Origin of the sequence: Pseudonocardia sp. DR1-2, from assembly GCF_023717215.1 — a bacterium.
GTDB classification, from domain to species: Bacteria; Actinomycetota; Actinomycetes; order Mycobacteriales; family Pseudonocardiaceae; genus Pseudonocardia; species Pseudonocardia alni.
This window is the reverse complement of record NZ_JAMQOF010000010.1, coordinates 66,341-78,188: the sequence shown is the minus strand read 5'-3', so window position 1 is coordinate 78,188 and position 11,848 is coordinate 66,341. Positions and strand designations below refer to the sequence as shown.

Below are 11,848 nucleotides of genomic sequence, written 5' to 3'. Positions count from 1 at the left end.
CGGGCCCGGCCGGCCATCGGACCGGCGCTCTGCACTCGCAACGGAGGGACGGGCATGAGCACGACCGTGCGCGACGTCGTCGTGGCGCAGCTGCGATCCCGCGGCATGACGACGATCTTCGGCAACCCGGGCTCGACCGAGCTGCCGATGTTCCGGGACTTCCCCGACGACTTCGACTACGTCCTGGGCCTGCAGGAGTCCGTCGTCGTCGGGATGGCCGACGGTTTCGCCCAGGCCTCGGGCACCGCGGCACTGGTGAACCTGCACTCGGCGGCGGGAGTGGGCCACGCGATGGGCAACCTGTTCACCGCGTGGCGCAACCGCACGCCGCTGGTCGTCACCGCCGGGCAGCAGGCGAGGTCGCTGCTGGTCGGCGAGCCGTTCCTGATGAACGAGCGGGCGACCGAGCTGCCGCGCCCCTACGTCAAGTGGAGCTGCGAGCCCGCCCGGCCGCAGGACGTCCCCGCGGCGTTCGCCCGCGCCTACCACGTCGCCATGACGCCACCGCGTGGCCCGGTGTTCCTCTCGATCCCGGTCGACGACTGGGACGCCCCCGCCGAGCCGGGGACCGACCCCGAGCCGCGGCCGATCGGCGCGGCGCCGCGGCCGGACCCCGGGCTGGTGGCGGCGCTCGTCGCGGCGCTCGACCGGGCGGTCTCCCCCGCGCTGGTGGTGGGCGCCGAGGTCGACCGTGACCACGCCTTCGCCGAGGTGGTCGCGCTGGCCGAGACGCACCGGGCCCGCGTGTGGACGGCCCCGCTGTCCCCGCGGTGCGGGTTCCCGGAGGACCACCCCCTGTACGCCGGGTTCCTGCCCGCGGCGCGCGAGACGATCCGGGAACGGCTCGCCGGCCACGACCTGGTGGTGGTGCTCGGCGCCCCCGTCTTCACCTTCCACGTGGAGGGGCACGGTCCCCTGCTGCCGGCCGGCTGCGTGCTCTTCCAGGTCGTCGAGGACCCCGACACCGCGGCGTGGACGCCGGAAGGGACGGCGATCGTGGGCGGCGTCCGGGCCACGGTCACCGAGGTGCTGGCCGCGAGCACCCCGCCCGCCCGCTCCGCTCCACCGGGCAGGCCGCGCCCCGCACGGCTCACCGCGCCCGCGGAGCTCACCGAGTCCTTCCTGCTGCAGACCCTCGCCGACGAGCGACCGGACTCGGCGATCGTGGTCGAGGAGGCGCCCAGCACCCGGGCGGTGATGCAGGAGCGCCTGCCGTTCACCGGTCCCGAGACCTTCTTCACCTGCGCCAGCGGCGGGCTCGGGCACGGCATGCCCGCCGCGGTCGGTGTCGCGCTCGCCCGGCCCGGACAGCGGGTGATCGCGCTGCTCGGCGACGGGTCGAGCATGTACGCGGTCCAGGCGCTGTGGTCGGCGGCGCACGAGAACACCCCGGTCACCTTCGTCGTGGTGAACAACGGCGGCTACGCCGCCCTCGACGGGTTCTCCGCCCACTTCGGGATCGACAAGCCGGTCGGCACCGCGGTGACCGGCATCGACTACGCGGGGCTGGCCCGCGACATGGGGTGCGCCGGCGTGACGGTGCGGCGCCCCGCGGAGCTCGCGGACGCGCTGCGGCGGGCACTGACGTCGTCCGGCCCCGTACTCCTCGACGTGCACGTCCGCTGACCCTGGGAAGGAACGACGACGATGTCCACCTACTCGGAGAACACCGCGGCCGGAGCCGCCGCCGACCCCGCACCGGGAGGCGGGGACGCGAAGGGCTCGCGTCGCATGCTCGCCTCCACGTTCCTCGGCACCACCATCGAGTGGTACGACTTCCTGGTCTACGGCTTCCTGGCCCCCGTCGCGCTCGACGTCCTGTTCTTCCCCCAGTTCAGCCCGCTGGTCGGCACCATCGCCGCCTTCAGCGTGTTCGCGGTCGGCTTCCTCGCCCGTCCGCTCGGCGGCATCGTGTTCGGTCACCTCGGTGACCGGGTGGGCCGCAAACCGATCATGATCTGGACGATGGCCCTGGCCGGCGCCGCGACGACGGCGATGGGGCTGCTGCCGACGTACGCGACCATCGGGCTCCTCGCCCCGGTCGTGCTCGTCGTGCTGCGTTTCGTCCAGGGTCTCGCGCTCGGCGGCGAGTCCGCGGCGGGCCCCCTGCTCGCCACCGAGAGCGCCCCGGGTGGCCGCCGCGGGTTGTTCGCCGCGATCGTGCAGAGCGGCGCCGCGGGGGGCACGGTCCTCGGCGCGACCGCGGTGCTGCTCGTGGGGCTGATGCCGCGGGAGGACCTGCTCGCGTGGGGCTGGCGCCTGCCCTTCCTGGCCAGCGCGGTGATCTTCTTCGTCGGCCTCTACATGCGGGTGCGGGTGGCGGAGTCGCCGCTGTTCACCCGGGCCGTCGGCGCCGCGGGCGCCGAACGGATGCCGCTGCTGGTCGTGCTGCGCAGCCACAAGGCGGCCACGGCCCGGGTGCTGTTCGCCGCGGTGGCCGAGTCCTCGGTCTTCTACTTCACGGCGATCTTCGGCCTGTCCTACGTGACGGGAACCCTCGGGCTGAGCCCGGCACTGCCGTTGCTGGGGATCGTGATCGGCAACGGCCTGGGGATGCTGACCAATCCGCTGTTCGGCTGGCTGAGCGACCGGGTGGGGCGCCGGCCGCTGCTGCTGCTGGCCTACGCGCTCGGCTGCCTCTACGTGGTGGCGGCCTTCTTCCCCCTGCTGCGTACCGCCGATCCGGCCCTCGTCGTGCTCGCGCTCGCGATCCCCGGCGCGGTGCTGCAGCCCATGAGCCTCGCGGTGACCGGCAGCTTCTACCCGGAGCAGTTCGACGACGCCCGGGTGCGCCTGTCCGGGATCGCCCTCGGCCGCCAGATCGGCACCGTCCTGGGCGGCGGGCTGCTGCCGGTCGTCTCGGCCGCGCTCGTCGCCGCGACCGGAGGGCTCACCGCCTCCCTCGTCTACTACACCGCGCTGTGCGCGGCCGGCTTCCTCGCCGTCCTCTCCTCCCGGGAGAGCGCCCGCACCGCGCTCACCTGATCCACAGTCCGGCCCGATCCCACCCCTCACCGGAGGTACCCCATGACCACGTCCGACGTGGCGGCCCCCGAGGTCACCGCCCTGCTCCACATCGGCGGGCAGGACCTGCCCACCGCGGAGTTCCTCGACGTCCACGACCCGGCCGCCCCGGAGCGCGTCGTCGGGCGCGCGGCGTCCGCCACCCCGCAGGACGCCGAGCACGCCGTCGCCACCGCCCACGCGGCCTTCCCGGCCTGGTCCCGGCGGGACACCGCCGAGCGTGCCGAGATCCTGCTCCGGGCGCTCGCCCCGCTCGCCGAGCGGGCCCCGGCCGTCGCGCCCGTGCTGACGGCCGAGAACGGGAAGGTCCTCGGCGAGTCCTTCGCGGACCTGGCCGTGTTCGAGATGCGCTGCAGGCACGCCGCCTCGCTGGCCGCGACCTTCGAGCCGTCCCGGACCCTGCCCGCCCCGCCCTTCCACACCGAGGTGCTGCGGCTGCCCGTCGGGGTGGTCACGGTGGTCGTGCCGTTCAACTGGCCGCTCGCGATCCTGGCCGCGAGCCTGCCCTATGCGCTGGTGGCGGGGAACACCGTCGTGGTCAAGCCGCCACCCACCACGCCGCTGTCGGTGGTGCAGACGGTGCGGGCGCTCGCCGAGGGACTGCCGCCGGGCGTGCTGAACGTCGTCACCGGCACCAACGCCGCCGTCGAGCCGCTGCTCGTCGACCCCCGTGTGCAGCACGTCGTGTTCACCGGCAGCACCGCGGGCGGGCGCGCGGTGATGGGGCTGGCGGCACGGTCGCTGGCCGGCGTGACCCTGGAGCTGGGCGGCAACGACCCGGCCGTCCTGCTCGACGACGTCGAGCTCGACGAGCGCACCGTGTCCGCCCTGGTCGGGGCGACGTTCATGACCTCCGGCCAGGTCTGCATGGCGATCAAGCGGCTCTACGTCCCGCGCCACCGCCGGGACGAGGTGGTCGACGCCCTGGGCGCGGAGCTGGACCGGCAGCGGACCGGGCCGGGCCTCGACCCGGCCAGCACCCACGGCCCCGTGCACACCGCCGCCGGACGCGACCACGTGGTCGCCCTGCTCGACGAGGCGCGCGCCCGGGGGGCGGAGGTCCGCGAGTACGGCGGCCTGTCCGACGCGGTGGGTACCGGCCACTTCCTCCGGCCGTCGCTGGTCGTCGACCCCGATCCGGGCCTCGCGGTCGTCCGCGAGGAGCAGTTCGGGCCGACCCTGCCCGTGCTCTCCTACGACGACCTCGACCCGCTGCTGGCCGGTCTGGACGAGGAGTGGTCCGGGTTGTGCTCCTCGGTCTGGTCGGCCGATCCGGACCGCGCCACCGCCGTCGCGCGGCGGATGCGGACCGGGACCACCTGGGTCAACCAGGCGAACGCCACCGCGGCGGACGACCGCGCCCCGTTCGGAGGGTTCCGGCAGAGCGGGATCGGCCGGGAGCTCGGTCAGGACGGTCTGTACGCCTTCACCGAGCCGCACACGGTCACTCGACCGGCGTCGTGACCCGGGGTCCGTGGGCGGGCGGGCACCGCAGCAGGTGCGGTCCCAGCTCGCCCACGGACGTCACCCCGAGCAGGGCGAGGGCACGCAGGAAGCCCTGCCGGTAGAGGTCGTGGACCCGGCCCACCCCCTGCTCACCCCCGGCCATCAGCCCGTAGAGATAGGGCCGTCCCACCAGGACGGCGTCCGCCCCGTACGCGAGCGCGGCCGCGAGGTCGGTCCCGGACCGCACCCCGCCGTCCAGGTAGACCTCGGCGTCGGTCCCGACCGCCGCCCGGACCGCGGGCAGCGCCGCGAGGGTCGACGCGGCACGGTCCAGCTGCCTGCCCCCGTGGTTGGAGACCGCGACCGCCTGGACCCCGCAGTCGACGACGGTCCGGGCGTCGCGGGGGTGGAGCACGCCCTTGACCACGATGTCGCCGGACCAGTGCTCCCGCATCCACTCGAGGTCCCCGAAGTCCACCCCGGGGTCCATGACCCCGTGGACGACCTCGGCGAAGCCGCCCCCCGCCTCCTCCAGAGCGGCGAACCGCAGCGGTTCGTGCGTGACCACGTCGATCCACCACCGCGGTCTGCGGGCGATGCCCGCCAGGGTGCGGAGGGTCAGGGTGGGCGGGATGGTCATGCCGCTGCGCAGGTCGCGGAGCCGGGCTCCGGGGACGGCGACGTCGACCGTCACGACGAGGGTGGTGAAGCCGGCCGCCGCCGCGCGCTCCAGCAGTCGGCGGGACGCGGCACGGTCGCGCCAGACGTAGAGCTGGAACCACCGGTCGGCCCCCGGCGCCGCCGCGGCGAGGTCCTCCGGCGAGATCGTGCCCATGGTCGACAGCGCGTACGGCACGCCCTCCCGCTCGGCCACCCGGGCCACCGCGGCCTCGCCCTCGTGCTGCACCATCCGGGTGAAGCCGGTCGGGGCGAAGACGAACGGCATCGACACGGGGCGGCCCAGGATCGTGGTGCTCGGATCGACCCGGCTCACGTCGCGCAGGACCTGCGGGAGGAACTCGACGTCGTCGAAGGCCGAGGCGTTGCGGCGTCGGGTGCTCTCGGTCTCCGCTCCGCCGTCCACGTAGTCGAACACCGGACGGGGCGTGCGGCGGCGCGCCATCTCCCGCAGGTCCTCGATGTCGTGGGCCCGCGCGATCCTGCGCCGCACGGGGTCGCGGTCGCGCGGGGCCGAGGTGAGCAGGGGCGCGATCTCGCTCCACCGCGGGAGGCGTCGCGACCCGCGGGGCCGGGCGGTGCCGTGGGCGGAGGGCGGACGCGGCTCCCGCGTCTCCCGGCTGGTCTCGGTCATGGCTGTCGGCTCTCCTCGTTCCGCCGGCGCGGCCGTCCGGCCCACCGGATCTCCCTCGACGCGCTGCCGGCCGGTCAGCGGAGCAGGGCCCGCACCCGCTGCTCGACGGCGGCCGCCCGGTCGACGACCTCCGGCACACGCCCGGCGACGCCGACCAGCTCGGCGCGGACCTTCTCGTCGCGGATGCCGCCGAGGTTGATCTCGACGTTGAGCCGGGCCGTCGTGGCGGCGGCCCGGGCGGCCTCGGTGGCGGCGGCGACATCGGTGACGACGTTGCGGTTCGCCACCGGGAGCAGGGTCTCGGCCAGGGTCACGAGCGACCCGGCGGTGCGGATCACGTCCGCGGGCGGTCCGGCGGCGCCGACCAGCGCGTCGGCGATCGCCTGGGTGCGGCGCGCCTTCTCCTCGTCGGTGGTGCGCGGCAGGGCGTAGGCGTCGGTGACCGCGGTGAACGCCGTGGCGTCGGCGTCGGCGAGCGCGAGGGACGCGGCGCGGGCGGCCTCGGCGTCGGCGAGGATCCCGGAGACCAGGTCGGCGTGGTCGGTGTGTGTCGGGCCGCTCGTGTACCGGGCGACCATGCCGATCAGCGCCGCGGCCTGCGCGGCGTGCAGCGCCGCCGTCGCCCCGCCGCCCGGAGCGGGCACGCGGGCGGCGAGGGAGTCGAGGAAGCCGCCGACCGTGGTGCCGGCGAGTCTCCCGTCCTCGGTCACCCGAACACGACCGTCCGGTTACCGAGGACGGCGATCCGGTTCTCGGTGTGCCACCGGACCGCGCGGGCGAGGGCTCGGCTCTCGGCCTCCCGGCCTCGGGCGGCGAGCTGGTCGGGGCTCAGCGAGTGGTCGACCCGGATGAGCTCCTGCTCGATGATCGGGCCCTCGTCGAGGTCCGCGGTCACGTAGTGGGCGGTCGCGCCGATGAACTTGACCCCACGGGCGTGGGCCTGGTGGTAGGGCTTGGCGCCCTTGAAGCTCGGCAGCATCGAGTGGTGGATGTTGATGGCCTTGCCGTCGAGCTGTGTGCACAGGTCGTCGGAGAGGATCTGCATGTAGCGGGCGAGGACGACCAGATCGACGTCCTCGCTGCGGACGAGCTTGACCAGCTCGGCCTCGGCGTCGGCCTTCGTCTCCCTCGTCACCGGGATGTGCCGGAAGGGCACCCCGAAGCTGTCGGCGATCCGGCCGAGATCGGGGTGGTTGGACACGACCGCGACGACGTCGAGGTTCAGCTCGCCGATGGAGTTGCGGAACAGCAGGTCGTTGAGACAGTGCGCGAACCTGCTGACCATGATGACGACCCGCTGCCGCCGGGCGGCGTCGGCGAGCTGCCAGGTCATGTCGAACCGCTCGGCCAGCGACCCGACGCGGCGGCCCAGGGCGTCGAGGTCCAGCGGGGAGCCGTCGATGTGGGCGAACTCGACCCGCATGAAGAAGGTGCCGCTCGTCGCGCTGCCGAACTGCGCGCTCTGCACGATGGTGCACCGCTCCTCGGTGAGCAGGCCGGTGACGGCGTGCACGATGCCGGGTGCGTCGGGGCAGGACAGCAGCAGAGCGCCGTGCTGGGCGCCCAGGGGCGGGGTCACGATGCCTCCAGGAGTACGCGCGCCGGCGTCGGCAGGGGCGGCCGGGCCCGGTCGATCGGCCGGCCCGCGAGCAGGCGGGCCGCGGTGACGGTGTTGCGGAGCAGCCAGACGTCGGTGACCGGGCCGACACCGCCCGGCACCGGGGTGAGGGCGCGGACACGCGGGGCGACGGAGTCGTGGTCCACGTCGCCGACCATGCGCACGCTGCCGTCCGGTCCGGTGGCGGCGTTGATGCCGACGTCGATGACCACGGCGTTCTCGCCGACGTGCTCGGCCCTGATCAGCCCGGCCTTGCCCGCGGCGACGATCAGGACGTCCGCCCACCGGGTGTAGCGGCCGATCCCGGTGGTGCGATCGGCCCACTCGTCGACCGACTGCACGGTGGCCTGGCGCTCGTAGCCCAGCGAGATCGCCGGTTTGCCCACGTTGTTGGAGCGGCCCACCACCACGATGTTCGCGCGGTGGTAGAAGTCGGCACGGTCCTCGCCGACGGAGTCGAGCCAGGTGTCGAGCAGGTGGAAGCACGACGCCGCGGTGGAGGGCACGAACCGCGGGACACCGAGGGCGAGCAGCCCGGCGTTCTCCGGGTGGACCGCCTCGACGTCCTTGAGCGGGTCGATCGCCCGGAAGACGACGGCCTCGTCGATGTGTGCCGGCAGCGGGCGCAGGACCAGGATGCCGGACACCGCGGGGTCGGCGTTGAGCTCGCCGATCCGCGTGAGCAGCGCCTCCTGACCGGTGTCGCCGGGCAGCGTCTGCGGCGAGTGGGTCACGCCCAGCTCGTCCGCCAGCCGGCGCAGGCGCCGCTCGTAGGCACCGGAGCTGTACTCGTCACCGACCACGACGGTCGCCAGGCCGATGCCGAGGCCCTCCTGGCGGAGGCGGGCGACGTCGGCCTCCAGGACCTCCTTGAGGGCGCGGGCACACGCTCGCCCGTCGATCACCTGGGCACTCATCGTCGAAGGACTCCTCGGGTGGGGACTCCCACGAGCCGACCGGTTCTGGTGAGCCGCGGCGACGGCTTCGGCCGGCCCGTGGGAGCGTTCGGGGTGCGTCGCCGGTGCGACGCGGACGGGTCAGGAGAGCTTGGCCAGCCAGCGCTGCCGCCAGGCCTCGGTGCTGTCCAGGTCGTTGAAGGTGAAGACGTGGAAGCCCGCCAGGTTGTTGTCCGGCCGGGCGAACGCCGGGGTGAGCCGCTCGATGAGCTTGTTCGGGCTGTAGCCGCCGGGCAGGAAGAACCGCCACAGCATGTTCTGCTGCTTGCTCAGGAACTTGGCGGACTGGCCGAGGCCGAGGCCCGCCGAGACCCGGATCAGCTTCTGCCTGCTGATGGCGCCGGGGATGCCGACGCGGATCGGCAGGCCGACACCGTCGGCGGCGACCGTGCGGGCCCAGTCGACGGTGGTGTCGCCGTCGAAGCACAGCTGGGTGATGACCTGGGTGGCGTGCGGCGCCTTGGCCTTCAGAGCCGCCTCGATCAGCTCGTCGCTGATCTTCCCGTGCCCCTCGGGGTAGCCGCCGATCCCGACGGTGGAGAACGGGTGCCCGATCTCCTCCAACGCCACCAACAGGCTCAGCGCGTCGGGGTACTCCCCCGCCTCGGCCGCGTCGCCGCCGATGACGAACACGCTGTCGGTGCCCGCCTCGCGCAGCCGCGCCACGAGGTCCTCCAGGTGCGCCCGGTCCCTGACCTGACGGGCGGCCAGGTGCGGAGCGGCCCGGTAGCCGGCCTCGCCGAGCCTCACCGCGAGGTCGATCGTCGGGCCGAGCCCCTTGGCCTCGGTGGTGGTGACGGTGAGCGCGACGTCGGTGGGGACGTGGGCGAGCACCTTCTCCTCGGCGCTCTTGAAGGGGAGGATCTCGTAGGTCGCGTCGCGCAGAGCACGCGCGAGGGCCTGTCTGCCCGTCGGACGTCCGGCCGCGGGGGTCCGCGGGTTCTGTACCGAGGTCATCACGTGCTCCGGTAGTCGTTGCGTGCGAACCGGACGAACGGCACCGGTGCGACGGTGGCCCGGATCGTCCAGGTCGTGTGCTCCTCGACCTGTGGCTTCGCCGAGTTGGGCTCCTCACCCCAGACGACGGTGACCTCGGTGCCGGGTTCGGCGTGCTCCTTGGCGACGGTCGCCAGCGAGACCATGGCTCGCTCGTTGGCGATGTAGCCGCAGTCCAGCGAGATGCCGATCTGCTCCCCGTCGCGCAGGACCTTGTCCTCCTGGTGCAACGCGTAGCGGATCTTCGGCAGGTCGAAGTACTTCGCGCCCGGCCCCTTGCCCAGCAGCGAACCGATCGCGGCGGTGACGTCGTCGGTGTCCCAGACGAGCGTGACCTTGGTCCGCGGCGGGTCGGTCGCCAGCTCCTCGAGGGCAGCGCGGCCGACGAACTCGTGGTCGAACCTGACGTTGCGGTCGTAGCCGATGTCGTAGGGGGTCAGGTAGTAGTCGGCGATGTCGTCGGAGTCGACGCTCCCGCCGATCGCGCCCACCGCCGACGCGGGCAGCCACTCACGGTAGGCCGCGAGCAGCGGGTCGTCCCCGAAGATCGCGGGGATCGGCGCGGGCACCCAGCCCGACTCCAGGTTGGCCGTCGAGTAGGCCTTCGCCCCGGCCCGGACCAGCCCGTGGTCGGCGCCCGCCTCGAGCAGCGCGGCCAGGACGTCCTCGCCGTCGGCCCACGGTCCGAACAGCTCGAACCCGGGCTGGCCCGCCATGCCGTGACGCAGACCGCGCACGGCGTGGCCCGCGATGGTGAAGTCGGCCATGTGGAAGAACTTCGTGTCGGGCAGCGCAGCACCGGTCGCCTGCTCGAGCACCGCCGCCGCCGTGGGGCCCTGCAGCTCGTAGCGGTAGAACCTCGGCGGGCCGTCGGTGCGCACGGCGGAGTTGTCGTCCCGCTCGGCGGTCACCTCGTAGTCACCGCGCTCGAGGTGGAACAGCACCCAGTCGATGACCATCGGGTGGCCGACGAGGTCGAACAGCTCCTCCTCCAGGTGGAACAGGATCGCGTCGCCGATCAGCTGCCCGCTCGGGTTCACCGCCACGAACTGCTTGGCCCTGTTCACCCCGAAGTTCGCGAAGGTGTTGACCGCCAGGTCGCTGAGCAGCCGGAGCGCGTCCGGACCCTCGAGGAACAGATCGGTCATGTGGTGCGACTGGTCGAGCAGCGCGCACGACTCGGCCCACGCCCGCTGTTCGGAACGCCAGTTGCTGAACTCCGGAGCGACCGGGAACGTGTGCGCGCGGGCCGCGGTGTTGCGCAGCAGCTCGACGGGGTTCCCGACGCGGGCGAGGGCCGCCGCAAGACTCTCGGACGTCATGATCGTGTATGAACCTCTCCTGGGTGGCCTGGGTCGGTGCACCGCCTGCGAGAGCACCTCGGGCAGCGCCGCCGGTCCGGGTCGTGCGGACCTACTACGACGCTAGGAAACGAGCCCGTCACCAGGGATCACGCGGATGACCGGACCGTGCATCGCCGGCCGTCGCGGACCGACCGGGACAAGTGACGTAGACCCGGAGCGACCACGTCGGACGTCCTGCCCGGGGCGCGGCGCACGGCCCGGCGGCGGCCGACCGGGCCCGGCGGGTACTCGTCGCCCCGGACGACGCCCGGTCAGCGCCGTGAGAGCGTCGCGGCCGCGCGGCCGACGACGCGCACCGCGTCCGCCGACGCCGCCACGTCGTGGACCCGCACCCCCCAGGCACCCGACCGGGCGGCCAGCACCGTGGTCGCGACCGTCGCGGCGTCCCGGAGCCGCGCCGGGCCCTCGGCGCGCCCGCCCGTGAGCACCTCGGCCAGGAAGCGCTTGCGCGAGGAGCCGACCAGGACCGGGAAGCCGAGCTCCTGCAGCTCGTCGAGGCGGGCCAGCAGGGTCCAGTTGTGCTCGGAGAGCTTCGCGAACCCCAGCCCCGGGTCGAGGACGAGCCGGGCCGGGTCGACACCGGCCTCGATGGCGTCGTCGACCCGCATCCGGAGCTCGTCCACGACCTCGCGCACCACGTCGCGATACACGGCCGCCGCGTACATGTCCCGGCTGCCGCCGCGGGAGTGGTTGAGCACCCACGGCACCCCTGCCGCGGCGACGACCCGCGCCATCGCCGGATCGGCGAGGCCACCGCTGACGTCGTTGACCAGGACGGCCCCCGCGGCCACGGCGGCCTCGGCGACCACGGCCCGGGTGGTGTCGATGCTGACCGCGACCCCGGACGACGCCAGGCGCCCGACGACCGGGACGACCCGGCGCAGCTCCTCGGCCGCGGGGACCCGCTCCGCGCCGGGCCGGGTGGACTCCCCGCCGACGTCGACGTAGTCCGCACCCGACTCCCACATCAGCGCGCCGTGGTCGACCGCCGCGGCGGTCCGGTCGTAGCGCCCGCCGTCGGAGAACGAGTCCGGGGTGACGTTGAGGACGCCCATCACCAGGCACCGGTCCGGGCGCGGCAGCACCGTGCGGGAGGCGGGGACACGGTCGGGCAGATCGATCGACACGGCTC

10 protein-coding genes are annotated in these 11,848 nt (G+C 73.9%); 3 read left to right on the top strand and 7 right to left on the bottom strand.

The window, feature by feature from the left end; translation table 11 throughout:
• Nucleotides 1-54: 54 nt before the first annotated feature.
• The 3 genes from mdlC to ND486_RS25145 are packed head-to-tail and all read left to right on the top strand — an operon-like array spanning nt 55 to nt 4,488.
• Nucleotides 55-1,626 (top strand): benzoylformate decarboxylase, encoded by a 1,572-nt coding sequence (gene mdlC / locus ND486_RS25155; RefSeq protein WP_251786855.1) that lies wholly within the window; start codon nt 55-57, stop codon nt 1,624-1,626.
• Between the two features lie 21 nt (nt 1,627-1,647).
• Nucleotides 1,648-2,985, top strand: coding sequence for an MFS transporter (locus ND486_RS25150; RefSeq protein WP_251786854.1), 1,338 nt, complete (start codon nt 1,648-1,650; stop codon nt 2,983-2,985).
• A gap of 42 nt (nt 2,986-3,027) precedes the next feature.
• Complete coding sequence (locus tag ND486_RS25145; RefSeq protein ID WP_251786853.1) at nt 3,028-4,488, top strand: aldehyde dehydrogenase family protein; 1,461 nt, start codon at nt 3,028-3,030, stop codon at nt 4,486-4,488.
• Here the strand turns inward: ND486_RS25145 and ND486_RS25140 are convergent.
• The 7 genes from ND486_RS25140 to folP form a co-directional block, all read right to left on the bottom strand.
• Entirely contained in the window at nt 4,469-5,782 is a 1,314-nt protein-coding gene (locus ND486_RS25140) for an alpha-hydroxy acid oxidase (protein WP_251786852.1), read from the bottom strand. The genes ND486_RS25145 and ND486_RS25140 overlap by 20 nt on opposite strands.
• Before the next feature lie 74 nt (nt 5,783-5,856).
• Nucleotides 5,857-6,492 carry a cyclodeaminase/cyclohydrolase family protein gene (locus ND486_RS25135; RefSeq protein ID WP_251786851.1) on the bottom strand — a complete coding sequence of 212 codons (636 nt, stop codon included), beginning with the start codon at nt 6,490-6,492 and terminating at the stop codon, nt 5,857-5,859.
• Nucleotides 6,489-7,361: a formyltetrahydrofolate deformylase gene (gene purU / locus ND486_RS25130; protein WP_251786850.1), complete on the bottom strand. Its 873-nt coding sequence runs from the start codon at nt 7,359-7,361 to the stop codon at nt 6,489-6,491. The genes ND486_RS25135 and purU overlap by 4 nt, the downstream gene beginning before the upstream one ends.
• Nucleotides 7,358-8,317 carry a bifunctional 5,10-methylenetetrahydrofolate dehydrogenase/5,10-methenyltetrahydrofolate cyclohydrolase gene (locus ND486_RS25125; protein ID WP_251786849.1) on the bottom strand — a complete coding sequence of 320 codons (960 nt, stop codon included), beginning with the start codon at nt 8,315-8,317 and terminating at the stop codon, nt 7,358-7,360. Before ND486_RS25125 ends, purU begins: the two co-directional genes overlap by 4 nt.
• A 120-nt stretch (nt 8,318-8,437) precedes the next feature.
• Nucleotides 8,438-9,313, bottom strand: coding sequence for a methylenetetrahydrofolate reductase (locus tag ND486_RS25120; protein WP_251786848.1), 876 nt, complete (start codon nt 9,311-9,313; stop codon nt 8,438-8,440).
• Entirely contained in the window at nt 9,313-10,674 is a 1,362-nt protein-coding gene (locus ND486_RS25115; protein WP_251786847.1) for an aminomethyl transferase family protein, read from the bottom strand. The genes ND486_RS25120 and ND486_RS25115 overlap by 1 nt, the downstream gene beginning before the upstream one ends.
• Nucleotides 10,675-10,967: 293 nt before the next feature.
• Nucleotides 10,968-11,771 carry a dihydropteroate synthase gene (gene folP / locus ND486_RS25110; RefSeq protein WP_251786935.1) on the bottom strand — a complete coding sequence of 268 codons (804 nt, stop codon included), beginning with the start codon at nt 11,769-11,771 and terminating at the stop codon, nt 10,968-10,970.
• Nucleotides 11,772-11,848: the final 77 nt, after the last annotated feature.